We start from the raw sequence: 24,930 nt of genomic DNA on the forward strand, positions 1-24,930 counted from the left end.
ATGACCCAGTGGAAATGCAGCGTCTGTGGCTATCAGATGGAAGCTGAAACGCCTCCCAATGAGTGTCCTTCCTGTAAGAAAACCTGCGAATTCCTCGATAATACCTGCTATACACCGGATTGTGAGGGTGCCGGTAAGGATGATAGAATTCGCTAATGGACGGAGCTCCGGGATGCCGGAGCTCTAACAAGAGCCGGGGCCATACAGGTTCCGGCCTGTCTCTGTAAGGAGGAGACTCCATGGATGTGGTCCTGCTTTCACGGTTGCAGTTTGCAGCAACCACCATGTTTCATTTTCTTTTTGTTCCCCTCACACTGGGGCTTTCCATTCTGGTCGCATGGATGGAAACCCGTTATGCTCGTACAGGAGATGAAGTCTATCTCCGCATGACTAAGTTCTGGGGGAAGCTTTTTCTCATCAACTTTGCCGTAGGGGTGGTAACAGGCATCACCCTTGAATTTCAGTTTGGCACTAACTGGTCCCAGTATTCCGCTTATGTGGGGGATATTTTCGGATCACTTCTGGCCATAGAGGCCACAGCAGCTTTTTTTCTGGAATCCACCTTTATCGGGATCTGGATTTTCGGATGGAAGCGGCTCTCCGCTAAGGCGCATGCAGGGGTCATGTGGATGGTGGCCATAGCCGGCAATGCGTCGGCCATATGGATTCTTATCGCCAATGCCTGGATGCAGCATCCCGTAGGATACACTCTTCGTGAATCCTTTGGTGGTCAAAGAGCTGAAATTACAGATTTCATGGCGGTAATCACTCAGAAGTTTGCGTGGCTGACCATTATGCATACCATTGCCGCCAGCATTGTGCTGGCCTGTTTTTTTGTTATGGGTATCAGTGCATGGCATCTTTTACGAAAGCAGCATGAGGAGGTGTTTACCCGGTCTTTCCGCATGGCTCTGGTGCCGGGTTTGATTTTTTCTCTTTTTGTGGCCATACAGGGCGATTTTCATGCCGTGGATGTGGCCCACACCCAGCCAGCCAAAATGGCAGCCATGGAGTTTCACTGGGAAACCCAGCCGAATGCACCCAGCTATCTGTTTGCATGGCCGGATCCCGAGGCAGAAAAAAACAGTATAGAAATTGGTAAAATTCCGGGCATGCTGAGTTTCCTCATCCATCATGATTTTTCCACTCCTGTGACAGGTTTAAAAGATATTCCAAAGGATGAACGGCCGCCCATTGCCCTTGTCGGCATGGCCTTTCGTGTTATGGTGGGGCTCGGTGCCTATTTCATCATTGCCTGCAGTATCGGGTGGTTTTTCAGAAAACGCCTGCAGGAGAAAACCTGGTATCTGAAGATGATGCTCTGGTCCATTCCCCTTCCCTATATTGCCACCCAAGCCGGATGGCTGGTTACGGAAGTGGGGCGGCAGCCATGGATTGTTTACGGATTGATGAAAACATCCGATGCGGTGTCGCCGATATCCACCGGGCAGGTGGCTACCAGTCTTGTGGCTTTTATCGTGGTATATGGTCTTCTGGGCCTTGCCGGGTTTACCATGATCGCTAAAAAAGCGATGAAGGGTCCCGATCTGCCGGAAGCAACGGAAACAAAGGCCTGATAACAACGCCGCGGATGCGGACTGGGAGGACATCATCTATGGAACTGCAGGTCATTTGGTTTTTTATATGGGGCTTGCTCTGGGCCGCCTTTTTCATGACAGACGGTTTTGATCTGGGGGTGGGAACCCTTTATCCCTTTCTGGGAAGTGATGAAACGGACAAAAGAAAAATGATCAATGCCATCGGCCCGTTGTGGGATGGCAATGAAGTGTGGCTGATCACGGCCGGCGGGGTAACTTTTGCTGCCTTTCCTCTCGTTTACGCCACCATGTTTTCCAGTCTGTACACACCTCTGATGTTCATTCTTTTCGGGCTGATCATCCGGGGAGTGAGTTTTGAATTCCGTGGGCTTTCCGACAGTGCGCTGTGGAAAAAGACCTGGGATACCTGTATTTTTGTGGGCAGCTTTGTTCCGGCCCTTCTTTTTGGGGTCGCCTTTGCCAATATCTTCATGGGGCTTCCCATCGATGGCGAGGGTATTCTGCATGGTAACCTCTTCACCCTTCTGAACCCTTACGGCATCATGGGTGGAGTGCTGTTTGTTCTGCTTTTTATGCAGCACGGGGCCTTGTGGCTCTGTATCCGGACGGAAGAAGGGCTGCAGCAAAAGGCCATTCAAACGGCCCGCATGCTCTGGCCCGTGGCACTTTCCGTGCTGGCGGTTTTTGTGATTGCCAGCTGGTTTTATACGGATCTGTATGCCAACTATCTGGCTATGCCCCTGCTCTTTACGGTTCCCGTTCTGGCGGTGGCTGCCTTTATCGGTGCCCGGATTTTTCTGGGAAAAGGCCGTTATTTTCCGGCATGGGGTATGAGCGCGGCGGGTATTGTGGCCACAACCTTTTTTGGTATCATTGGCCTTTTTCCCAATCTGTTCCCTTCAAGTCTGGATCCGGCTTATAGCCTGAATGCCATGAATTCGGCTTCCAGCCCTCTGACTCTGACCATCATGCTTTGGGTTGTGGTCTGCCTGATTCCGCTTGTTATTGCCTATCAGGCTTGGGCTTACTATACTTTCCGCTTCAAGGTGGAAAAGGAAGATTTCACCTATTGAAAAGAGATGAAGGTCTGTCTGTGGGGATTCAGGGGAAGGAACGGGGCCTCTTGTCCGCAGTGAAGACAATCATAATTAAAAAAAGGAGTATGTCATGAAGTATGTATGTGATGTATGCGGGTGGGAATATGACCCTGCAGAAGGTGACAGCGAAGGCGGCATTGCGCCGGGAACGGTTTTTGCCGATCTTCCGGAAGACTGGGTCTGTCCTGTCTGTGGAGCGGGCAAGGATCAGTTTTCTGCTGCTTGAATGCAACGGATAGAACCCTTTTTCAGTTCCCGCCGCATGATATCGTGGAGTCAGGACCGAAGCAAAGGCCGGTTCTGTTTGTTACAGGGCGTATTACTCCGCTTTTTGCCCTGTGAAACCGCCTGCACTGGCCGGTTCAGTGTTCTTGCTGGCTTCCGTGTGTGGCCGATCTGAAGAGTGGATTGTTGCAGGGGGGGGCAGAATAGTTGCTTTCCTCCGCTGTCTACCAAGAAACCGGGTTTTTCGTCCTGAAAAGCCCGGTCATTTCTTCCGTTTTTCTCTCCTTCTGATTCATGATAAGGAAACAATATGCGACCCGTTGAAATTGCACCTAATATTTTTGAGGTTGGCGTAAGGGATTGGAACATAAGAGATTTTCATGGTTATTCCACACCGGCAGGCACCACCTACAATGCCTTTCTTATCCGTGGAGAAACCAATGTGCTCATTGATACGGTGAAAGCAGAGTTCACCGAAGAGCTTCTGGCCAATATCCGAGCGGTTATGGACCCTAAGGATATTGATATTGTGGTCAGTAATCATACGGAAATGGATCATTCAGGTGGTCTTCCCCGCGTCATGTCCGTGGTGGGTGAGGACAAGCCCCTTTACTGTTCCAAAATGGGAGCTAAGAATCTGGCCCGCCATTTCCATCAGAAGTGGAACCTGAAAGAGGTCGGTTCCGGAGAAGAGCTTGCCATCGGCTCCGGGCGTACGCTGATGTTTTTGGAAACCCGCATGCTGCACTGGCCGGATTCCATGTTCACCTATCTGAAGGAAGAAGGCATTCTGTTTTCCAGCGATGCCTTTGGCCAGCACTATGCGGGCAGCGAGGTTTTTGACGACCAGATGGATATTTCCGAGCTGCTTTTTCATGCAAAAAAATATTATGCCAATATTCTTTTGCCCTTTTCGTCCCTTATCACAAAATTACTGAAGTCTGTTGGAGACATGGGACTTCGGCTCAACATGGTCTGCCCGGATCATGGTATTCTCTGGCGTAAAGATCCTGCGGTGATTCTTGAGGCCTATGAACGGTGGAGCCGTCAGGAAACATTGGACAAGGCTGTGGTGATCTACGACACCATGTGGCATTCCACGGAAATGATGGCCGATGCCATTGTGAGCGGACTGGTGGAGGCCGGTGTTACCCAGGTGCGTCCCATCAGCGTACGCAAATCTCACCGTTCGGATATTATGACAGAGATTATGGATGCAAAGGCTGTCCTTGTGGGTTCGCCAACCCTGAACAACCAGATTTTCCCCGCACTCATGGATGTGCTGACCTATATGAAGGGCTTAAAACCTCAGGGTAAAATTGCCGCGGCTTTCGGCTCCTACGGCTGGAGCGGAGAGGCTGTGAAGCTTTTGAATGCGGAGCTTGCGTCCATGGGCTTTGAGCTTCCCGAAGAAGGTATCCGTGTGCAGTATGTCCCGGAGCATGATCAGCTCACCCTCTGTCACGGACTGGGAAGGCGCATTGGGCTGAAGATCCTGGGCAAGGAGGCCTGATGGGAGACTATGCAGCGGAAGTGGATCTTGTTACCTGCATTCGCTGTGGTATCTGCGTGGAACTCTGCCCGGAGGTCTTCGGGTGGAGTGCCACAGGCAGTTTTGTGGTGGTGCGGGAAAGCGGTGTGATACCCGATTGCCTGGAGGAAGCCATCAGAAACTGTCCTGCGGACTGCATCCGAGCTCGCTAGTTTCAGAACATTCAATGGAGGCATCATGCAGAAAACAGCCCTTTTTGTTTTTAACGGGGATCCCATGTGTTTCATCCATGTACTGCTTAACGGACTGGACATGCATGAAAGGGGGGATGAGGTGGCACTGGTTCTGGAAGGTTCATCCACGGCCCTGATCCCTGAGCTGGAAAAAGAAGCTCATCCCCTTCATGCTTTATGGAGAAAAGCCCTGGACGCAGAGATTGTAGCCGGAGCCTGCAGAGCCTGCTGTAGTAAAATGAAAGCTCTGCAGGCAGCGGAAAAGGCCGGGCTCAGCCTTTTGGATGACATGGCCGGTCATCCGTCCATGACGGCCTTCCGGGACGGAGGGTATACTCTGCTGACTTTCTGATGAAGGGAGCCTGATCCATGGACCGAAAGGCGTTGAAGGCCCATGTCCTTGCCTGTCTTGAGATGGAGGACGGTGCTGCCATGGAAGTACGGTTGGCCGCCCTGTCGGGTCGAAGGGCGGCAGGGCCTTTGATCGGGGCGTTATGTCACAGGGAGTCCCGTGTATTCTGGGCAGCGGTAAGGGGCCTGGGGGCTGTGGCTGAAGGGCTTTTTGATTCGGACTCTGAAGGGGTTCGATGGATCATGCGCAGGCTTATCTGGATGCTGAATGATGAGTCCGGTGGCATGGGATGGGGCTGTGGTGAGGCCATGGGAGAGATTATGGCCCGCATACCGAAGATGGCCCATGAGTATCACAGAATTCTTTGTTCCTACATGGACCCGGATGGTAATTTTCTGGAGAATCCCCTGCTGCAGAGAGGGGCTCTCTGGGGCCTTGCCCGTCTGGGGGAAGCCTCTCCCTTTTTTGTCCGCGATCTGAACGGTTTTCTTGACCACTATCTTTCATCGGAAGATCCTGCCATTGTAGCTCCCGCTCTTTTGCTGGCGGGCATGCTGAATGATCCTGCCCATAAAGAAAGCCTTACCAGACTTCTCAGTGATGAAAGACGGTTTTCCCTCTACCGGGAAGGCCGTTTTGTGTCTGTTGTCATTGCAGAGCTTGCCGCAAAGGCTTTGTAATGAAGCAAGGGGACGTTCTTGTTGCCGTGGGAGAGAGGTCTCCAGCCGTGTATCGGCAGATAGTGGACCATGCCCGGTTTCAGTCTGGAAATCCATAGGAGGAGAGGTAATGAAAACATGGTTCTGGCTGCCTTTGGTTGTGGCTTGCATGGCCGTGAACGCAGGGGCCGGAGATGGATTATCTGACGTCTTTCCGGCCCCGGTCCCTCTGCCGGTTCCGGATCGGGTTTTCTCTTTGAGAGATGCCGTTGCCATGGCAAAGGAGGGAAATCCGGATATGGTGGCGGCACAGGCCAGAATCAGGGAGTCGGAGGCAGTCTTCATGGAAGCCGGTGCCGGATTATGGCCCCGTATGGGCCTTTCTTTGACCTGGACAGGGGGAGATGCCCCCAGCTCTTACCTTTTTTCAACCATTGATCAGCGCCGCCTGCCCCAGAATGTAAATTTTAATGAACCTGGCTCCTTTCGGAATACCGAAGCCATGCTCTGGGGAGAAATGCGGCTGTTTAATGGCGGACGTACGAGGTTGTTCAGGGAAATGGCTGCCTTGGGCAGCAGAGAAGCTTCCCATGCCAGGGATAATGTGGAAAATCATCTTGTTGCTGCTGTGATCGATGGATTCTATCGGGTAAAGGCAATGGAAGATTTTCTTCTGATTGCAGAAGAAGCTCTGGCTTCGGTTGCCCGCCAGCTGGAGGTGATGACAGTACGGTATGAGGGGGGCAGCGTGCTGAAGTCGGATCTGCTTTCGATGGAAGTGAGGCTGGCGGAGGTGATGGAAGAAAAGGTGATGAGCGGGAGCAGGCTTCGGGTTGCCCGGGCCGCTCTGGCAGCCCTCATGGGTTTTTGTCCCGGCGAGGGAGTGCGGATTGGAGATGCGGATTTTCGTCTTCCCCTGTTGCCCACAGATGGTGAAAATGCCATGGCTCTTGCGATGAAGCACCGTGCGGAGCTGAAAGCTGTGGCCCTTTCCATGGAGCGTTCCCGCAGGGCAGTAAGGGCGGAGCAGCTGCGGATTCTTCCCACCCTGGATCTTCAGGCTCGCTATTGGCATGATGACAGGGATTGGGATTTTGACAGGAACAGGGAGAACTGGGATCTTTCGCTCAGGGCCAACTGGGAGTTTTTTGACGGTTTTTCCAGACGAGCGGGCAGGCAGGGAGCCGAAGCCCGTGAGGCGGGTGAAGCGGCAAAGGCCAGAAACCTGCTTCTGTATATCCGCCAGGATGTGGAAGAGGCTCTTTCCGATGTGGTCGGTTCGGATACCCGTTATGAAGTGGCCGCCAGAGGAGTCATTATGGCTAAAGAGTCGCTGGAGCTGGTGCGCAGGCAGTACGGAGGGGGAGCGGCAACGGTGACCCGCTACCTGCAGGCGGAGCTGGATCATAACCGCGCTCAGGTCCGGAAAACAGCTGCACTGTATGACCGTGAAAGGGCACGTGCCGATCTGGCAAGGGCGCTGGGACTTCTGGGCGGGGAGGGGTTTTAATGATGCATGCTGCATACAGAGGAATGAAGGGATGGGGGCTCCGGTTTTTCTGTTCCGGGTTTTTTGTCGTTTTGCTGGTCGCTTGCGGTAGCAGTGAGCAGGAAAGCCCGGTGGCGGTTTCTTCCCTCTCGGAACCTTTGCATACGGCTATGGCCGTTGCGGGAGAAAGGATGGAATGGCTGGATGCCGTTGGAACGGTTCGGCCCCGTACGGAGTCCAGCCTGGAGTCCAGGCTGGCTGCCCAGATTAAGGAAATTCGTGTACATCCGGGTAGCTCGGTGAGTCGGGGGGATCTGCTGATTCTTCTGGATGATGGCGAGGTTCGAGCCCGTATGGAACAGGCAAAGGGGGCTGTTTCACAGGCCACGGCCGCGAGGAGGGAGGTGCTGCAGGCCATTGCTTCTGCGGACGCAGTGCTGGAAGCGGCCCGGCTGGATTATGAACGTATTACGGGTTTTCTGGCCGAAGGTGCCGCCACCCGGCGCGACATGGAGCAGGCCACGGCCGTTTTTCATCAGGCAAAGGCCCATGCTCTGAAGACCAGGGATGGCCTGACCGGTGCGGATGCGGTTATCCGGCAGGCGGAAGAAAAACTGCGGGAAACAGAGATTGCCCATGGTTATACGGAGATCCGTGCTCCGGAATCGGGGGAGGTGTTGAAACGGCTGGTGGAGCCAGGAGATATGGCTGTGCCGGGAAGGCACCTGCTCGTTGTGCAGACCAGTGGTTTTTTGCGGCTGGAAGCCTATGTGCCGGAAAGTCTTTTTGCCCGGGTGGCGCCGGGTGCTGTTTTACGGGTTGTCATCCGGACCCTGGACGCCGAGCTGGAAGCGGAGGTGGAGGAAGTGGTGCCCTATGCGGATTCCCGAAGCCGTACTTTTCTTGTTAAAGCATCCCTCCCCTTTACGGAAGGACTGTATCCGGGCATGTTCGGAACCCTTCGTATTCCCATAGGAACAAGGCCTGCCGTGTGGGTACCGGAAAATGGCATCCGCCGGATGGGGCAGCTGGACCTTGTGTATGTGGAAGTGGATGGACGCTGGGAAAGGCGGTTTGTGACCAGAGGGGAGAGGCTTGAAAAGGGAATGGTAGAGATCCTGTCCGGTCTTTCCGGAGGCGAAAGGGTGGGGTTGATGATGCCGGAGGAGAGACGGCCATGAACCATGAAATTTCGGGTGACAGAGGTCAGGGCCCTCCGACGGGTGTGGTGATCAGTCTTGTGCGTCAGTTTCTGTCTTCCAAGTTGTCGCCCATAGTGATGGTGGCAGCCCTTGCCCTTGGTTTTTTTTCCGTATGGCTGACTCCCAAGGAGGAGGAACCTCAGATTGTGGTTCCCCTTGCGGATATTTTTGTGGATGTGCCCGGAGCTTCCGCAAAGGAAGTGGAACAGCTGGTGGCGACCCCATTGGAACGGCTGCTCTGGCAGATTGACGGAGTGGAATACGTGTATTCCATGGCCCGCCGGGACAGAGCCGTGGTGACCGTGCGATTCTATGTGGGGGAAGACAGGGAAGCTGCACTGGTACGGCTCCATAACAGGATCATGATGAATCAGGACCTTGTACCGTCCATTGTGCGGGGCTGGCTGATCAGACCTGTGGAAATTGATGATGTCCCCATAGTGAATTTCACCCTTCATTCCGCCGTTTATGACGACCATGCCCTGCACCGTATGGCCGGTGAGGTTCTGGCCAGACTTTCTGAGGTGAAAAATGTGTCCCGCACGGAAATGGTGGGCGGGCGAAGGCATGAGGTAAGGGTTTCCCTGTTGCCCGAGCGCATGATGGGGTTGGGCGTGGATGTGAATTCCATTCTGAGCCGTCTTGCCTTATCAGATGTTTCTGTGAGTGCAGGCCGTATCAGTCAGGCCAACCGAAGCTTTGTGGTGGGTAGTGATTCCTTTTTGAAAAATCTGGACGATGTGGCTTCCCTTGTGGTGGGGGTACACGGGGGGCGGCCCGTTTACCTCAAGGATATCGCCCTGATTGAGGAGATGCCGGAAGACGCCCGTTGTTTTTCCCGCCTGAGTTTTGGTCCTGGTTACCAAAGAGAAGTTCCCGATGAAGGATTGCCCCGTGCCGCCGTTACCCTGGGGGTGGCCAAAAAACGGGGTACCAATGCCGTTACGGTGGCGGATGCGGTGGTGGCTCGCATGGAAAAACTCCAGAAAGAAATGTTGCCCCATGGAGTTGCCCTGTCTGTCACCCGAAATTACGGAGAGACCGCCCGAGAAAAAGTATCCGATCTTCTGCTTTCTCTGGCTTTTGCTGTTGTTTCCGTTGTGCTGCTTCTCGCTCTGACCCTTGGATGGCGGGAAGCCCTTGTGGTGGCAGTGGCCGTTCCCCTGAGTTTTTCTCTGGCTCTTTTTGTGAATTATCTTGCCGGTTATACCATTAACCGGGTTACCCTTTTTGCCCTTATTCTTTCCCTTGGTCTTGTGGTGGATGATCCCATTACCAATGTGGACAATATTCAGCGAAACATCCGTAAAGGTGAGCTGGACCCGAAGGATGCCACTCTGATGGGAGTAAGGGAGGTACTGTCCCCGGTTCTGATGTCCACGGTGGCCATTATTCTGTGTTTTGTGCCCCTTTTTTTTATCACGGGCATGATGGGGCCTTACATGGCTCCCATGGCGGTGAACGTTCCCCTTACGGTTATTTTTTCTACCCTCTGGGCCCTTACCATTGTTCCATGGCTTTCATGGCTGCTGCTGAAAAGAATTGGAGGCAAGGATGGTGGGACAGGGCAAAGGGGAGCCACTGGCGTGCATCCTGTCATTGAGCGATTGTATCGGAAGATCATGACCCCTTTCCTCCATTCCCGCCAGCATCGCTATGCCTTGCTGGGAGGTATTCTGCTGCTGTTTGGAGGCTGCCTTTCACTGGTTTTGCTGCGGCAGGTTCCATTGAAGCTTCTTCCCTTTGATAACAAAGCGGAATTTCAGATTGTACTGGATATGCCCGAGGGAACCACCCTGGAAGCCACGGATGCTGTGGTGCGGGAATTCGAGTATTTTCTGCGTTCGGTTCCCGAAGTCCGGGAAATTATCAGTTTTACGGGTACGGCTTCTCCCATGGATTTTAACGGAATGGTGCGGAAATATTACCTGAGGCAGGGGCCGCATCTTGCCGATATCCGGGTTAATCTGGTGCATAAGAGTCAGCGGAATGCTCAGAGCCATGGCCTTGTACTCCGGCTGCGTCCGGATCTGGAGTCCCTTGCCTGCCGCCATGGTGCCAGCATGCAGCTGGTCGAGGTGCCGCCGGGTCCGCCGGTGCTGGCCACTCTGGTTGCAGAAGTTTACGGAAGAGAGGATATGACCTATGACGATCTTCTCAGGGCCGCCGACCACGTGCGGGATATCATGCTGGCAGAGCCCTTTGTCACGGATGTGGATATCATGGCCGAATCCCCCCATGAGCGTATGGTGCTGGAGGTGGACAGAGAAAAAGCGGCCCTGCACGGTATTTCGGTTCATGCCCTGCTGACAACGTTGGAAACGGCCGTTGGCGGCAGCATACCCGCCACCCTTCACCGGGAAGGGGAGCGCTCCCCCCTGCCTGTGCGGGTGACGGTTCCCAGAGAAGTTCGCAGTTCCATGGCAGGCCTTGGGTCCATCCCCATGGCAACACCCGCAGGTGTCATGGTTCCCCTGTCCGAACTTGTCAGCGTGAAAAGGGTGCTGGAAGAAGGAACCATTCATCATAAAAATATGGAACGGGTGGTCTATGTACTGGGTGAGATGGCGGGAAAATCTCCTGCCGAAGGGGTGATTGATCTGATGTCCCGCATGCGGGAGAATCCCCCCGCAGAGGGTATCCGTGTGCAGTGGGCAGGGGAGGGGGAGTGGAAGATTACACAGAGGGTTTTTCGGGACATGGGGCTTGCCTTTGCCGGAGCCATGCTGGGAATTTATCTTCTTCTGGTGATACAGTCGGGAAGTTTTGGTTTGCCCCTTCTGATTATGATGGCCATTCCCCTTACCCTGTTGGGTATTCTGCCGGGTTTCTGGCTGCTGAATCTTGTGGCAGCTCCTTCCGTGGGCCCCTATGTTAACCCCGTCTTTTTTACGGCTACCTCCATGATCGGCATGATTGCTCTGGGAGGTATTGTGATACGCAACTCCCTTGTGCTGGTGGAGTTCATTCAGGAGGCTGTGGCAAAGGGAATGGTGCTTTCCGAAGCTATTCTGCAGAGTGGAGCCATCCGTCTGCGTCCCATTGTACTGACGGCTTTGACCACGGCCATCGGCGCTTCTCCCATTACACTGGATCCGGTTTTTTCCGGTCTGGCCTGGGCTCTGATCTTCGGGCTTTTTGCCTCCACCCTTTTTACTTTGCTTGTGGTGCCCGTCACCTATTATGCCTTGTTCCGCCATTCGGGAGGAGAAAGGAAATGAAGAAGTCCATGGGCCGGGTCAGGAAGAAAGTCCTGTCTGGGAAGGCTGGCGCTGGCAAGTGTATGGGCAGGAAGGGCGGGGTGGGCAGGGTTGAAGGGGGCGGTCGGAATGTGCGCACTTTTTTTTTGCTCTTGTAAACAAAAAAGCCTTCCGGGTAGTAAGCCGGAAGGCTTTTACGAAGATTGTCTGTGTGGCAGTGTGTCAGAACCGGTAGTTGGCCGTAAGGGAATAGGCCCACAGGTAGCCCTGATTATCCACATGAACCGTGCCGTTTTCCGCATCCGGACCATCCAGCACAGGGATTAGTCCGCCTATGGTTTTGTTCAGGTTTTCTGAGGTTCCCCGGACATCATCCCGGTACCCCCAGTCAAAGGTCCGGATGTGCTGGAAGGCCACATCCACAGTCCAGTTGGCATTGACCTTGACGGAAGCACCCAGATTCATGAGGTGCCGGTCCGTGTCCGGCCAGCCATTGTCAAAGGTATGGGCCGGAACGGGTGTGGGGTCATAGACATAGCCGGCAAGGAAGGTGAAACGGTCATTGTATACGTATTCCACACCCAGCTTGTACTGAATTTCGTTGGACCAGTCGCGGTTGTAACCCATGTCTCTGGTCTGACCGAGGGTGCTCTGACCCACCTTATGGATGAGGCCGGCCTTTTGCTGCGCCTGAAATGCCGCATACTGATCTTGTGTAATCTGATTATTCTGCAGTGCCGCATTGGCCATGTTGGTTGCCGTTTGATCGATGATGGCCACAACGCCGTCGGGCAGTACGCTTGAGGTGATATATTCATGCTGGAAGGCATTGATGCTCCAGTTGGCCCATACCATATCAAAGGACATGGCCAGCCGCTCCGTAAGGGCATAGCGGAGCCCCACCTGAACCTGATCCGGATGGTCATAGGGCATGCTTACGCTGCCCACCTTCTGCCCGTTGTGGATAAAATCTCCCTTAAAATCTCCGTTGGCTCTGGATCGGTAGGTAAGTCCGAGGCTCAGCCTGTCTGTGGGCTGGTACTGAATTCCTGCATTCCATGACCAGTTGAAGGAGTCTTCCATATCCAGTTCTGTGGTAATGAAAGGCCCACCCGAAGAACTTCTGGCAGCACTGACATCTTTCAGCAGGGCCGTAACCTGCGCATCGTTGTATCCTTGCTCTGTGAAACCTGCCTTCAGCTGTTTGATGACGGCAGACTGAAAGGGGTCCTCGTAACTGGTTTTCCCTGCCTTGCAGGAGGACCGGCCCAGACTGAGACCCAGACCAAAGGAAAGCCGGTCGTTGATTTTATAGGAAAAGGCGGGGGTAACGGCTATGCGGGTATACATGGACTCCCAGGCATTGAAGCCCATGGGTTTTTGGAAGGGATCCTTGTCCGTATCAATGTGAAATCCATAGGGTGCATAGGCAGCAATGCCAAAGCTGATTTTATCATTGACGGGCATGGCAAAGCCCATGTGGGGGTTCAGGAGGGGATCCATGTCCGTCTTCCACCGGGTGTTCTGGATGCCAAGGTCCTGGGTCCGGTCCTTTCCCTGTGAATCTATGATTGCAAAATTTTTATAGTACACTTCCGCATCATAAACCGTAAGACCGGTTGTGAGCACGGGGGCGTCAATATTACTGAGCCCTGCAGGATTATAGTACACGGCAAAGGCATCCGTTGCGTGGGCCGAGACGGCTTCCCCGAGGGCTGCGTTCCGTGCACCAATGCCAAAGGGCTGCACAAGGGCAGCCTGTGCGGTACTGCCCAGAAAAATAAGACCTGCACACATCATCATCAGTTTTTTCATGTTGGCTCTCCCACCTTTTCCCTGATGTTCATAATACTTGTGCAAAAAATGCTTGTGCACTATGCGTTTTTTTCTGCTCACGCACGGTCAGGAGCCCCATTCCTGTTCCAAGCGGCTGTTCTTTGCACTGTTTGGTTATGAAAACTATAGTGAATGAAAAGTTCAAGTACTGAATCATCGTTCATTGTATGAAGTTTCTCTATATCCCTCCGCACGCATTTGTCAACAGAGAAAAACATTCTGGTAAGAGAATATGGGATGCGGCTGAGGAACTGAATGGAGGGCGCAGGCGGCGTTGTTGTGTGCAATCTCTTGTTTTGCAGGACAGAGGGCTTATCTCTGATGGCTGGGTGAGCCGGGGCGGGAGAATTTTCGGGCAGAGTGTGGTAGGGGTATGGGTTTGAGTGTTTTGTATTGTTGAGACGGATTTTTTTTTATCATGATGGCCTGGGCTCACGGTGCCTCCGCCATCATGGGTGGGAGAAGCGGGATGCGAAATAAAAAGCAGGGTTTCGTAGGGATAGCAACGAATGGGTATGGCTGATTTTTTTGTATGCAGGGTGCGGTTACGGAACCCGCTGTGCCTGGGGGTGGTGAAGAAGGGCGCCGGAGGAGGCGGCCGGGTTTGGAGGGCTGCACCTGCCGTGTCAGGAGAGCGGCAGGATCGCAGGGAGAAAAATATTCCTTCCTGCGATCCTGTCTGGCAGAGGGAAAGATCAGAATCTGTAGTTGGCTGTGAGGTTATAGCCCCAGAGGTACCCCTGGTTTTTGACATGCATCTGGGCGCCTTCTTGCCTCAGCAGATATTCGGCTGTCTGATTGAGGTTTTCTGATGTGCCGTTAATGTCGTCCCTGTAGCCCCAGTCAAAGGTACGGATGTGCTGGAAGGCAAAATCGATGGTCCAGTTTTGGGTTACTTTGGCGGATGTACCTATGGTCATTATGTGCCGGTCGTTGTCCGGCCACATATTGTCAAAGGTGTCGGCGGGAACGGGGGTGGGGTCATAAACATAACCGGCGAGGAAGGTAAAGCGATCATTGAAGACATATTCCATGCCGAGTTTGTACTGGATCTGATTTTTCCAGTCGCGCCTCAAATTCTTTTCGTTTGACTGAAGGAGGCCAGCCTTAATACTACCGGCAATGACCGCTGCTTGAGCCTGATTCCCTTGGGCAAGAGCAAGAGCTATATTGTCTATGGTGGTGGAGGTGTTTTCCGGGATTGTATCCAGAGTCATGATTTCTGTCTGATAATCACTGATACTCCAGTTTGCCCAGACCATGTCAAAGGACATGGCAAAGCGTTCCGTAAGGGCATAGCGGACACCTGCCTGTACGGCTTCCGGATGATCAAAGTCCATGGAAACCCGCCCGATTCTTTCACCATTCTGGCTCCATGTCCCGGAAAAGTTCCCCGGAGTACGGGATCGATAGGTAAGGCCGAGGCTGAGTCTGTCCGTGGGCTGATACTGAATACCCGCATTCCAGGACCAGTTGATGGAGTCATCCATTTCAATTTCTGTAATATACGGGTTATTATAATCTATCTGGATGAGATTATAGTTCCCTGCTTTTTTAGCTGCAGCGGCTATGAGCGGATCGTATGGCGTAGCCTGACTGGCTCCGGACTCAGAGCGGCCCATGCTTACACCAAAGCCAAGGGATAAACGATCATTTACCTTGTATGAGACGGCAGGGGTCACAACGACTCGTGTATAATAGGACTCGCAGAAATTCATTGCCATGGGCTTTTGGGCAGGATCTTTGGGTGTGTCCAGATGAAAACCGTAGGGTGCATAGGCGGCTACACCAAAACTGAATTTTTCATTGATGGGCATGGCAAAACCCATGTGGGGATTGAGCAGGGGGTCTTTGTCCCCTTTCCATCGTCTGTTTTGAATGTCTTGTGGTGTAATATCGTTGCCGTTGCTGTCAGTGATCTTGAAGTCTTTGTAGTAGACTTCCGCATCATAGACAGCCATGCCTGCGGAAAGTGTAGGCGTCTTGATATTGCTGAGCCCAGCAGGATTGTAATACACAGCAAAGGCATCTGTTGTATAGGCTGAAACCGCTTCTCCCAGCGCCGCATTTCTTGCCCCGATACCAAAGGGCTGCACAAGGGCCGCCTGGACTGAAGAACCGAGAAATAAGATACCCGCACACATGCCAATCAATTTTTTCATGATGATTCTCCCACCCTTTTCCCGAATGTTTGGAATACCTGTGCGAAAACTGCTTGTGGGCCATGGATCTGTCTTTCTGCCCGCACTGACCGGATCCCCATTCCTGTGTCAGTATGCTGTTTCTCACATGGTTTGATTGTGAAACCAGTGTTCGATCTTGAGTTTGAATCCTGAATCAGTGTTCATTGTATGAAGTCTCTCTATATTTCTCCATACACCTTTGTCAACAGAGAAAATGATTTTTTTGTGTGAACCTTTGCAAAATAAGGCCTTGGCAGGGCGGTAAAAAATGTGAACGCCGGTCATGACGTAGAACCTGTAGTGGAAAGGACATAAAGGGGAGCCGGTATGGGACCGAGGGGAGAAATGAAGGGCAGAACGGCGTGGTGAAAGAAGGGAAGCTTTTGACAGAAAGAACGAGTTCCGGTAAGAGGCAGAAGGCAATGCGGGGACAAGGAGAAGCGTACAGGGTCAGCTTGAAAAAGGAAATGACTGTGGAATGGGTTTTAGAAATTATTAAGATGGGGGCGGCACTGGGATCGGCCATGCTGCTGGGGCATTGGTTTCTGGCGGAAGTGAAGCGGGTCAAGACGGCAGGAGAGCCCTTTTACAGGGCCTACATGACAACCCCGGGCGTTCTGGTGATTCTGGCTGTGCTGGTACCGGCTGTTTTATGGCTTTTCCGGGGCTGAATCAGGCTCTGTCATGATGATGGGTTTGTGAAGGTCGGCTAGCAGCGCAAGGGCTTCCTCGCGGCTGGAAAGGGACGAGGTCCGGGAGCGGAACCTTGTTGACCCCGGTAGCCCTTTGACCAGCCAGCCCAGGCGGCTGCGGAGGATACGGCAGCCCGTTTCCTCTCCGTAAAAAGTGAGGGTGTCTTCAATATAGTGGCCCATGGCGGCAAGGTGTTCGGCAGGGTTTCTGCCCCCGGGAGTCTGTTCGCTTAAAATGGCATGAATGTCCCGGAAAATATGGGGACTGTGCAGGGCGGCTCTGCCGATCATGACAGCATCACAGCCCGTTGATACCAGCATGAAAAGGGCATCTTCGGGGGTAAGGATATCGCCGTTGCCGATGACTGGAAGGGTCACAAGGCGTTTCAGTTCTTTGATTCTGGACCAGTCTGCCCTCCCGCCGAATCCCTGTCTGGCTGTTCTGGGGTGGAGGGTAAGGGCGTTCACGCCGCAGTCTTCGGCAATACGGGCAAGGGTGAGGGCATCTTTTGCATCGGCGGTCCATCCGGAACGCATTTTGATGGTAAGGGGGATGGACAGTACCCTGCGGACCCTGGAAAGAATGGCGGCTGCTTTTTCTGGTTCCTGCATGAGAGCCGATCCGGAACCGGACTTGAGTACCTTACGTACGGAACAGCCGAAATTGATGTCCAGAATATGGGCACCTGCATCCTGAGCCATGGCTGCCGCTTCGGCCATGATGGCCGGATCGGATCCGAAAATCTGAATGCAGAGGGGACTTTCGTCGCTATGGGATGCCATGAGCTGTCGGGTTTTTTCCGATCCGTAGACAAGTCCATTGGCACTGACCATTTCCGAGCAGACCAGGCCACAGCCGAACCCTTTCACCATGCGGCGGAAGGGGAGATCCGTAACACCCGCAAGGGGGGCAAGAACAGTGGGCTGGCCCATCTGGATATTTCCGATTGTGAAGGGTTTGAATCCGATGGGCTTGTTTTCCGGAGAAGGGTTTTCCTCTGTCATGGTACAAAATTCCGCTTGAGTCTGTGGGTCATTGGGCATAGCAGTAGAGACATCCATGGCTGCAGGGCTGGGTGCGGTAGCTGCCAATATCCGTGGAAAGACGGCAGTTGCATGCAGCTCTCTGGCCTTTGTCTTTGGGAAGGTTCAGGGACGGGAAATCCGCTGCCTGGACTACGCACTGAGCGGGGAAAATATTATCCCCGTTGCAGAGAGCCAGCATGTCCGGTTCACAGCAGAGAAGAAGATTCATGCCCATGGACCGCAGCCTTACCGCCATTCGTTCAAGAATAGCTTTTTTACGGCTTTGGCCGGGGTCAAAAAAGGTTATTCCCCTGCGCTGTCCCTTTTGGTTTACTTTGGCATACAGATCCAGAAAGCCCGTGGTGCAGGAAGTGATGCCGGCTTCGGCAGCGGCCGAGGCAATGGTCATGAAATCGTTGAGGTTGTGATGCCTTTTTCCCAGGATATCTATCCAGTGGCAGATGGGATCCCATCTCCATGAAATCCTCTCCGGACCAAAGCACCGGGCAAGTTCAGCCATCTGTTCCAGCCTTGCGGCAAGGGGAGGGAGGCTGGGTTCCAGCTGGGGTATCGGGCTGTTGATGGTGAACTGAAGGTGAAATTTCTGTCCCCTTTCTTTCAGGATTTTTGCGGTCTGTTTCTGGAGAAAAGGGCCGTAGTTTTTGGACCAGAAAACAAAGGCTGCCACCGCATCCGGGTCGGTGGGCACCCGGAAAGTTTTTTGGGATACGGGGTTAACGGGTTCACAGTATCCCTTTGCAAGCCCTTCATGGAACCAGTCAAGGTGAAAGGCCGGGATATCCGTTCGTCGGGATACGGACAGAATACGGCGGCGGGTCATGGTGTCTTCTTTCGGCGGATTCAGATTGTTCAGTGCTTTTTGAAGTCGGAAAAGGAGATTACCTGCCCTGGAGAAGGTTTTTCCGCTGGATTTTTTTCCCCGGAATGTAGCCTTTCTTTCTGTCTTTCCAGAATGCCTGGAGAGGGTTCCAGTTTTTCCAGACGGATGCGTTTTCCCTGCATGGTAAATTCATCTCCGTTGATGTAAGTATCCCGTAAGATCCATGTGATGCTTTCCGGAGGAGAGGGGGGCTGGAGCAGGGTCATGGTAAGCTGATACCAGTCCCGTTTCACATCCGCTTCGATGTTGTCGACACGGGCATAGCTTGTGGGCTGGTCTTCAAAATAGATGAGTACAATATCGCCGATATCTGTCATGGATGTCTGCCCTTGTATGGGATGCCGCGCTCAGCTTCCGAAAGGAAGAAGAGGAGGCTTGTTTGTTCGGGTTGGGTAAAATACCGGGAAAGGGTATCCTGCCGTTTCTGGGTCATCTATGGCACAGGACACGCTTTTCTGTCAAAGAGGAGATGCATATATGCTGCTGCGAGATATTTTTGCTGAAAATCCCATGACCTTCAGTTTTGAGTTTTTTCCGCCGGCAACGGAAAAGGGCTGGGAGACTCTTTTTGATACCATTGCCGACCTGATGCCCCTTGATCCCGCCTATGTGAGTGTCACCTATGGTGCCGGTGGCTCCACCCGGGACAGAACCCATCAGCTTCTCGGCCGTATCCACAGGGAAACACCGCTGACGGCGGTTTCCCACCTCACCTGTGTGGGGGCTTCCAGGGATGAGATCCACGAGATTCTGAGTACCTATGATGCTCTGGGGGTTCATAACATTCTGGCCCTGAGGGGAGATCCTCCTGCGGGCGAATCCTTTGTTCCCCATCCCGATGGTTTTTTATTTGCTGCCGATCTTGTAGCCTATATCAAAAAACATTTTCCGGGTATGTGCATCGGTGTGGCAGGGTTCCCCGAAGGACATCCCGCCACGCCTAACCGGCTTCAGGAAATTGATTATCTCAAGGCCAAAGTGGATGCGGGCGCTGATTATATTGTAACCCAGCTTTTTTTTGACAACAGGGATTTTTATGATTTTCAGGAGCGCTGTGAACTGGCCGGTATCCGTGTTCCCATCCTTGCGGGCATTATGCCTGTGACTACCCGCAGGGGGATGGAGCGCATGGCGGAACTGGCTGCGGGAGCCCGCATACCGGCGGCCCTCCTCAAGGCTGTTTATCGGGCCGGTTCCGATGATAGGGTGGAAAATGTGGGGGTCCACTGGGCCACGGAGCAGGTGCGGGATCTGATTGATCATGGTGTCCGGGGTATTCATTTTTATACACTGAACCGATCCCTTGCCACCCTGCGTATTTACGAAGCTCTGGGAGTGAAAAATTCCCGAAGCTTCAGCCTGTAAGGAGTTTGTATGGAAGACTGGAATGCGGAGTGGGAAGATGAGAGCGAACTTCCCAAAAGTCGATCACAAAAGAAGCAGGAAGTACGGGTCCTTGAATCGTTGGGTATCCGACTCGCCGGCATGGGGGAGGATGCCTGGAAAGCCGTACCTCTTTCCCCCGAGCTGCGCAGGTCTTTTGAAGACTATACGGGAATACGGAGCCATGGAGCCCGGAAACGTCAGGAAAAGAGAATTGGTGCTCTGATGCGCCATGAAGACCCGGAACATGTTGAGAAAATTAGCCGTTTTCTTGAAGACGGAGAGGCCGTTCAGCGCCGTGAGCGCTCCCGGATTCAGTATCTGGAATCCGTAAGGGACCGTCTGGCCGCAGGAGATGAGGACCTGGCTCACAGCTTTGCGGAACGGCCGGAACTGGATCGTCATCACTTTCTCTTTCTTGTGGATCAGGCAACGAGGGAAAAAAAAGAAGGCAGCCCCAGAGGTGCCAGAAGGGCTCTTTTCCGTTACCTGAAAGAGAAAATGGAGGGAGATGCCGGAGACTGAAGCCTTTTTGTCTGTTTTCAGTTTCCGGGAAAGGTCCAGGAGCTTCCAACGGAAAGGGAGGTAACCCTTTCTCCGAAAACCCGCCGGAGGTGTCCGTAGGCATGGATGCCTGTGCAGTGACCGATCATCATATGGTCAAAAGAAAAGTCTTTTAGCCCCGAACTTACCTGATTCAATCGTTTTTCATCGGCCTGGCCCAGATGCAGACCACCGAGGATGGCATGAAAATGACGGCTTCCGGTGATGCCTGCCACGTGGGTAAGGGTGTTGATGATTCCCCTGTGGGTGCAACCCAGAATCAGCACCGTTCCCATGGCACTTTCCAGAATAAGGCCCATGTCGTCGGGCATGCTGTCGGGCTGAGCCGGTTCACCGGCAAAGAAGTAAGACTCAACCCTTTCCCAGTCTGTCACCATGGGGATTTCCCCAGTGGTGCGGATACCCGTCGAGAGAGGAAGGGATATGGTTGACGTTTCGATCAGAAAGCCCCGGTTTCGGATTTCTTCCTCCGTAAACGGACAGCCGATGGGAATCAGCTGGCCGGGACCCCGTCCTGCCCATTTGGGTGCAAAGGCTGCCGGATGAGCTACCAGACGTTTGTTCTTTTCTCCGGCCTCAAAAAAAACAAGCCCGCCCGTATGATCATAATGGCCATGGCTGAGGACAATGGTCTCCACTCTGGAAAGGTCTTTGCCCAGGGTACGGGCATTGGCACCAAGAACCATGCCCTGGCCCGTGTCAAAGAGGATGGAGGTTTCCGGTGTTTCCATAAGAAAGGAAAGTCCGTGTTCGCCCATAAGGGCCGCACCGGTTGCTGTGGTATTTTCGGCAAGAAGGGTAATACGGGTCATGGCCGCTCCTGTGGATCATGGTAGCGAGAGGAGTTTATTATAAAAGGGCGGCATTGATGGTTTTCTGCCGCCCTTCCCGGTGAGATTTAGTGGTCGCAGAGGTTGACGCCTGTCTGGAGGGTATTTTCCAGATAATTGAGAACCAGTGTTTCCGGTGTTTCAGAGGGAGCACCCGTAAGGACACGGATACCTTTTTCCGCAAAAAGCTGCTGGGCTTTATGGCCCATACCTCCGGCGATCACAAGGTCTGCACCAAGGGATTCCACCCAACGGGGCAATACTCCGGGTTCGTGGGGAGGGGGAGTATGGCTTTCGGTTTTTTCAATTTTTCCGTCATTTACATAGACCAGGGCAAATTCCTGAACGTGGCCGAAATGAACCGCAAGTTTTCCTTCGGCAACGGGAATGGCAACCTTCATAATCGACTCCTTGCATAGGGTGGGGTAAGGGGCATTGAATGCCATCATTATAGTGTTTTTGGGTCTGTTGCAGTTTATGCCCAGTGTCCTTCCACGTTGGGGGCTGCGGTGGATGAAAGCTGTCCGTTTTTATAGTTCTGTACGGCATCGATCACCCTGCCGGAAGCATTGACCACCACTTCCAGACCCGCTGTTTTTAATACATCAAAGGCCTTGGGTCCGCAGTTGCCTGTGATAACGGCATCGGCCCCTGTGGATACGGCGATTTTGCCAGCCTGAATCCCGGCTCCCTGAGGTAGATTCAGATTCTGGGAGTTTTCCACCACGGAAAAATCCAGGGACAGGGTATCTACAAGAAGAAAGCAGGCAGCCCTGCCAAAACGGAGATCCAAGGGAGAGTCCAGTGTCGGACCTTGTGAAGAAACCAGTACTTTCATGATGCTGTCTCCTGTTTCAGAGATTTCATAGATACTATGTTATGCCCGTATGATTGTTCGGTTTTGTCCAGAAGGGCGGAAACCTCCTGCCATAGCAGGGTAAGGGCTTGGCCTGCAGGTCCGGTGGAGGTGTTTTTGCCTTCTGCCAGGGCTTTTGCCATGGCAGAATCAAAGGGTATGGGGGATAGCACAGAAATTCCTCGTTTTTCGGCTTCTTCTGTCATGGCATCGGCCACATCGGGGTTGAGGTCCCATTTGTTCAGGGTCAGGCAGACAGGGATCCGCATTTTCCAGCACAGGTCCGCAAGGCGCAGCATGTCGTGGCGGCCGGACAGGGTGGGTTCTGTGACCATGAGTACAAGGCTGGCCCCGGTTAAAGAGGCGATTACCGGGCAGCCGATGCCGGGGGGGCCATCCACCAGAATAAGGGGACGTTTTTCCTTTTCCGCCAGTTCTCCTGCTTTTTTACGTAGCAGGGAAACCAGCTTGCCGGAGTTCTCTTCGGCGATACCCAGCCTTGCATGGAGCATGGATCCTCCTGCACTTCTTGAAATATACCAGGTGCCTGATATGCGGGGTATCAGGCGGATGGCTCCGGAAGGGCAGAAATCATGGCAGATACCGCAACCTTCACAGTGTATGGGATCTATTACGGGTGGGAACCCTTCACGGATGGCACCAAAGGCACAGATGGCAGCGCAGGTACCGCAGCCTGTACACTGATCTGGTACGATTTCCGGAAGAATACCTCCGGAGAAAGTTTCTGAACTCCATTGTCTGTGGGGAACCACCAGATGCAGATTGGCCGCATCCACATCCGCATCCACGAGAATACGGGAAGGAGCGAGGTGAGCAAAAGCGGCGGTGACACTGGTTTTCCCCGTTCCTCCCTTTCCACTGAGAATAATGAGTTCTTTCATGCGGAGGCCCTTTTTTTTTCGATACCGGTTTGTCTCTGTATGGTTTCCCAGAGGCGGACAAAGGCTTTTTTGAGCTCAGGATCCCGGTCTATGAGTATGTCTCCCCTGGCATAGGCCTCGGCATAGGACCGGCGGAAGGGGATTTCCATGAAGATGGCAAGGTTTTCTCTGCGGGCGTAGTCCTGAATGAGAGTGTTGCCTTCCTCTGCCCTGTTCACCACGATGGCGCAGGGAATGCCGAGATGTCTGGCGGTTTCTGCTGCGAGGGCAAGATCATGGAGCCCGAAGGGGGTGGGCTCGGTGACAAGGAGGACAAAGTCACAGTCCCTGATGGCAGCAATCATGGGGCAGGATGTGCCCGGAGGCGCATCGAGAATAACGGGCATGCCCGAAGGTGCCATATGGCGCACAGCTTCGATGAGGGGAGGGCTCATGGCTTCACCCACCCGCATTTCTCCCCAGATGAGCCTGTGGGGGCCAAAGTTACCGGAGAGTACATCTCCCAGGATGCGTTCTCCTTCGGCGATGGCATTTTCAGGGCAGATGCGCAGACACCCGCGGCAGGCGTGGCACATTTCCGGGTAGGTCATGAGCTTCCGGCCGATGATGACCAGTGCGGAAAACCGGCAGACAGACTCGCATTTTCCGCAGAGCGTGCAGCGGTCTGTATCGATGCGCGGTACGAAAACCCCTTTCGGTGTGCGCAGGACATTTTCAGGCCTGGTGAAGAGGTGTGCATTGGGTTCTTCCACGTCGCAGTCCAGTAGAGTTACGGGACAGGGCGCGGAAGCAGCAAGGTTTACGGCAAGGGTGGTTTTACCGGTTCCGCCCTTACCGCTGGCTATGGCAAGTATCATGACTCTTCTTCCTGACAAAATGGCCTGTCCCGCACCGGGCCAATTTCATTCGGAGTGTTCGATCTCCGAATGGGTGCAGCGGGGACAGTGGGTAGGCCTGCCTTCTTCCTGAGGATGCTCAAAGGCTCTCTGGCAGGCAAGGCAGAGGAAATGCCGGACCTGTTTCAGGGTGTAGGTCCCTCCCTCAACACGGATTGCCTTGCCGTTGACCAGGGCATCCGCCGTGATTTTTCGGGCTTTCTGAAGAATTCGGCCGAAGGTAGCGCGGGAGACAGCCATGCGTTCTCCTGCCTCTGCGTGGCTCAGATCTTCCAGATCCGCCAGGCGGAGGGCTTCCCGCTCATCTACGGTCAGAACCACCTCATCCAGATCCCGCAGAGGAATACCCCTGGGTTTAAAATAGCTGACTTCCGGCTGAGCTGTGACAATACGATTTTTTTTGGGCCGAACCATACGTTCTCCTGATATGAGCATATGCTCAATACTTAGGTCATAGTCTGATTCCCCTGCCTGCGTCAAGGGAAAAATCAGCTTTCAGTTTTTCAGGTCTCCTCCATGAGCAATCTTCTTGAGGGCCTGATGCGGAACATGATATGCAGGATGGAAACCATGGATTGGAGGTCCCATGCGGGGAGTATATCAAAAGATTCGGGAAATGGCCCGGGGCATCGTCCGGACATCTCCTGAGCCTTCCTTTTACCGGGAATGCGGGGATGTGCTGGAACGCTCGATGGATTTTTTTGCAAACGATCCACGGGTGGTAAGAATTCATGATGCCGTATGTATGCTTCTGGCAGAAGACTGGGGTCATGGCATGGGGCATAGCCGCAAGGTCGCTGTGGAAGCAGGAGCTCTCATACTGATGGAGGGTAAAAAGCTGGGTCTGGGAAGTGGGGCTGCTCAGGAACGTATGGTGCGCCTGGCCCATTATGGCGGACTCCTGCATGATATCTGCCGGAAGGAAAAGGACCATGCGGAAAAAGGGGCTTTTGCTGCGGGCAGACTCCTTGAGGAAGAAGGGGTGCCGCGCCGGGATGTTCAGGCAGTGTGTGAGGCGATCCGAAGGCATGAGGCTTTCCGAATATATGCCGAAAGCCTGAACCCGGAAGCGGATCTTCTGGCGGCCTGCCTGTATGACGCCGATAAATTCCGGTGGGGGCCGGATAATTTTACCCACACGGTCTGGGCCATGCTGGAGGCCGGCAGAGTTCCTCTTTCTGTTTTTGTGCAACGCTATCCGGAAGGTATTGCGGGCATTGCCCGTATACGGGAAACCTTCCGTAGTGAAATCGGCCGACGGTTCGGTCCGGAATTTATTGATATCGGCATGGGTATTGCCGCCAGGCTGTATGTTGCCATTCTGGAAAAATATGGCAGGGAATAGAGCTGGAA

The 24,930-nt window shown here is 53.5% G+C and carries 26 protein-coding genes; 15 read left to right on the forward strand and 11 right to left on the reverse strand.

The window, feature by feature from the left end; translation table 11 throughout:
• The 11 genes from OOT00_RS04120 (at window position 1) to OOT00_RS04170 (ending at window position 11,529) form a co-directional block, all read left to right on the forward strand.
• Complete coding sequence (locus OOT00_RS04120; RefSeq protein ID WP_265424026.1) at window positions 1–156, forward strand: rubredoxin-like domain-containing protein; 156 nt, start codon at window positions 1–3, stop codon at window positions 154–156.
• Between the two features lie 83 nt (window positions 157–239).
• Window positions 240–1,577 (forward strand): cytochrome ubiquinol oxidase subunit I, encoded by a 1,338-nt coding sequence (locus OOT00_RS04125; RefSeq protein ID WP_265424027.1) that lies wholly within the window; start codon window positions 240–242, stop codon window positions 1,575–1,577.
• Window positions 1,578–1,615: 38 nt separating this feature from the next.
• Entirely contained in the window at window positions 1,616–2,632 is a 1,017-nt protein-coding gene (cydB, locus tag OOT00_RS04130) for a cytochrome d ubiquinol oxidase subunit II (RefSeq protein WP_265424028.1), read from the forward strand.
• Window positions 2,633–2,726: 94 nt separating this feature from the next.
• Window positions 2,727–2,882, forward strand: coding sequence for a rubredoxin (gene rd / locus OOT00_RS04135; protein WP_265424029.1), 156 nt, complete (start codon window positions 2,727–2,729; stop codon window positions 2,880–2,882).
• A 309-nt stretch (window positions 2,883–3,191) separates the two neighbouring features.
• Window positions 3,192–4,394, forward strand: coding sequence for an FprA family A-type flavoprotein (locus tag OOT00_RS04140; protein WP_265424030.1), 1,203 nt, complete (start codon window positions 3,192–3,194; stop codon window positions 4,392–4,394).
• On the forward strand, window positions 4,394–4,585 hold the full coding sequence (locus OOT00_RS04145; RefSeq protein ID WP_265424031.1) for a ferredoxin: 192 nt from the start codon (window positions 4,394–4,396) through the stop codon (window positions 4,583–4,585). Before OOT00_RS04140 ends, OOT00_RS04145 begins: the two co-directional genes overlap by 1 nt.
• 25 nt (window positions 4,586–4,610) lie before the next feature.
• Complete coding sequence (locus OOT00_RS04150; protein WP_265424032.1) at window positions 4,611–4,958, forward strand: cytoplasmic protein; 348 nt, start codon at window positions 4,611–4,613, stop codon at window positions 4,956–4,958.
• A 17-nt stretch (window positions 4,959–4,975) separates the two neighbouring features.
• On the forward strand, window positions 4,976–5,638 hold the full coding sequence (locus OOT00_RS04155; RefSeq protein WP_265424033.1) for a DVU0298 family protein: 663 nt from the start codon (window positions 4,976–4,978) through the stop codon (window positions 5,636–5,638).
• A 109-nt stretch (window positions 5,639–5,747) separates the two neighbouring features.
• Complete coding sequence (locus OOT00_RS04160; protein ID WP_265424034.1) at window positions 5,748–7,127, forward strand: TolC family protein; 1,380 nt, start codon at window positions 5,748–5,750, stop codon at window positions 7,125–7,127.
• Window positions 7,127–8,287 carry an efflux RND transporter periplasmic adaptor subunit gene (locus tag OOT00_RS04165; protein ID WP_265424035.1) on the forward strand — a complete coding sequence of 387 codons (1,161 nt, stop codon included), beginning with the start codon at window positions 7,127–7,129 and terminating at the stop codon, window positions 8,285–8,287. The genes OOT00_RS04160 and OOT00_RS04165 overlap by 1 nt, the downstream gene beginning before the upstream one ends.
• A complete protein-coding gene (locus tag OOT00_RS04170) occupies window positions 8,284–11,529 on the forward strand; it encodes an efflux RND transporter permease subunit (RefSeq protein ID WP_265424036.1) in 3,246 nt (1,081 codons plus the stop codon). The genes OOT00_RS04165 and OOT00_RS04170 overlap by 4 nt, the downstream gene beginning before the upstream one ends.
• Before the next feature lie 201 nt (window positions 11,530–11,730).
• Here OOT00_RS04170 and OOT00_RS04175 read toward each other — a convergent pair whose 3' ends face one another.
• Together OOT00_RS04175 and OOT00_RS04180 are read right to left on the reverse strand one after the other, a co-directional pair.
• Window positions 11,731–13,323, reverse strand: coding sequence for an OmpP1/FadL family transporter (locus OOT00_RS04175; RefSeq protein ID WP_265424037.1), 1,593 nt, complete (start codon window positions 13,321–13,323; stop codon window positions 11,731–11,733).
• A gap of 716 nt (window positions 13,324–14,039) precedes the next feature.
• On the reverse strand, window positions 14,040–15,506 hold the full coding sequence (locus OOT00_RS04180) for an OmpP1/FadL family transporter (RefSeq protein WP_265424038.1): 1,467 nt from the start codon (window positions 15,504–15,506) through the stop codon (window positions 14,040–14,042).
• Window positions 15,507–16,000: 494 nt separating this feature from the next.
• On the opposite strand from OOT00_RS04180, the gene OOT00_RS04185 reads away from it, so the two are divergent.
• On the forward strand, window positions 16,001–16,198 hold the full coding sequence (locus tag OOT00_RS04185; RefSeq protein WP_265424039.1) for a hypothetical protein: 198 nt from the start codon (window positions 16,001–16,003) through the stop codon (window positions 16,196–16,198).
• Here the strand turns inward: OOT00_RS04185 and dusB are convergent.
• The 3 genes from dusB to OOT00_RS04200 are packed head-to-tail and all read right to left on the reverse strand — an operon-like array spanning window position 16,178 to window position 18,463.
• A complete protein-coding gene (gene dusB / locus OOT00_RS04190) occupies window positions 16,178–17,224 on the reverse strand; it encodes a tRNA dihydrouridine synthase DusB (RefSeq protein ID WP_265424040.1) in 1,047 nt (348 codons plus the stop codon). The two genes, OOT00_RS04185 and dusB, sit on opposite strands and share 21 nt — an antisense overlap.
• Before the next feature lie 28 nt (window positions 17,225–17,252).
• Entirely contained in the window at window positions 17,253–18,086 is an 834-nt protein-coding gene (locus OOT00_RS04195) for a DUF1848 family protein (protein WP_265424041.1), read from the reverse strand.
• Window positions 18,087–18,115: 29 nt separating this feature from the next.
• A complete protein-coding gene (locus tag OOT00_RS04200; protein ID WP_265424042.1) occupies window positions 18,116–18,463 on the reverse strand; it encodes a hypothetical protein in 348 nt (115 codons plus the stop codon).
• A 160-nt stretch (window positions 18,464–18,623) separates the two neighbouring features.
• Between OOT00_RS04200 and metF the strand changes: the two genes are divergently transcribed.
• Together metF and yjgA are read left to right on the forward strand one after the other, a co-directional pair.
• Window positions 18,624–19,511, forward strand: coding sequence for a methylenetetrahydrofolate reductase [NAD(P)H] (gene metF, locus OOT00_RS04205; RefSeq protein ID WP_265424043.1), 888 nt, complete (start codon window positions 18,624–18,626; stop codon window positions 19,509–19,511).
• A gap of 9 nt (window positions 19,512–19,520) precedes the next feature.
• Window positions 19,521–20,054 carry a ribosome biogenesis factor YjgA gene (yjgA, locus tag OOT00_RS04210; RefSeq protein ID WP_265424044.1) on the forward strand — a complete coding sequence of 178 codons (534 nt, stop codon included), beginning with the start codon at window positions 19,521–19,523 and terminating at the stop codon, window positions 20,052–20,054.
• A gap of 17 nt (window positions 20,055–20,071) precedes the next feature.
• On the opposite strand, the gene OOT00_RS04215 is transcribed toward yjgA, so the two are convergent.
• The 6 genes from OOT00_RS04215 to OOT00_RS04240 form a co-directional block, all read right to left on the reverse strand.
• A complete protein-coding gene (locus OOT00_RS04215; protein ID WP_265424045.1) occupies window positions 20,072–20,905 on the reverse strand; it encodes an MBL fold metallo-hydrolase in 834 nt (277 codons plus the stop codon).
• 86 nt (window positions 20,906–20,991) lie between these two features.
• On the reverse strand, window positions 20,992–21,324 hold the full coding sequence (locus tag OOT00_RS04220; protein ID WP_265424046.1) for a NifB/NifX family molybdenum-iron cluster-binding protein: 333 nt from the start codon (window positions 21,322–21,324) through the stop codon (window positions 20,992–20,994).
• Between the two features lie 74 nt (window positions 21,325–21,398).
• The gene (locus OOT00_RS04225) at window positions 21,399–21,761 is read right to left on the reverse strand and encodes a NifB/NifX family molybdenum-iron cluster-binding protein (RefSeq protein ID WP_265424047.1); all 363 of its coding nucleotides are present in this window, start codon (window positions 21,759–21,761) and stop codon (window positions 21,399–21,401) included.
• Entirely contained in the window at window positions 21,758–22,681 is a 924-nt protein-coding gene (locus OOT00_RS04230; RefSeq protein WP_265424048.1) for an ATP-binding protein, read from the reverse strand. Before OOT00_RS04230 ends, OOT00_RS04225 begins: the two co-directional genes overlap by 4 nt.
• Window positions 22,678–23,538, reverse strand: coding sequence for a nucleotide-binding protein (locus OOT00_RS04235; protein WP_265424049.1), 861 nt, complete (start codon window positions 23,536–23,538; stop codon window positions 22,678–22,680). Before OOT00_RS04235 ends, OOT00_RS04230 begins: the two co-directional genes overlap by 4 nt.
• Window positions 23,539–23,583: 45 nt before the next feature.
• The gene (locus OOT00_RS04240) at window positions 23,584–23,991 is read right to left on the reverse strand and encodes a DUF134 domain-containing protein (RefSeq protein WP_265424050.1); all 408 of its coding nucleotides are present in this window, start codon (window positions 23,989–23,991) and stop codon (window positions 23,584–23,586) included.
• Between the two features lie 172 nt (window positions 23,992–24,163).
• Here OOT00_RS04240 and OOT00_RS04245 point away from each other — a divergent pair, with 172 nt between their 5' ends.
• A complete protein-coding gene (locus OOT00_RS04245) occupies window positions 24,164–24,922 on the forward strand; it encodes an HD domain-containing protein (RefSeq protein WP_265424051.1) in 759 nt (252 codons plus the stop codon).
• Window positions 24,923–24,930 lie beyond the last annotated feature (8 nt).

The organism is Desulfobotulus pelophilus (assembly GCF_026155325.1).
Taxonomy (GTDB): Bacteria; Desulfobacterota; Desulfobacteria; order Desulfobacterales; family ASO4-4; genus Desulfobotulus; species Desulfobotulus pelophilus.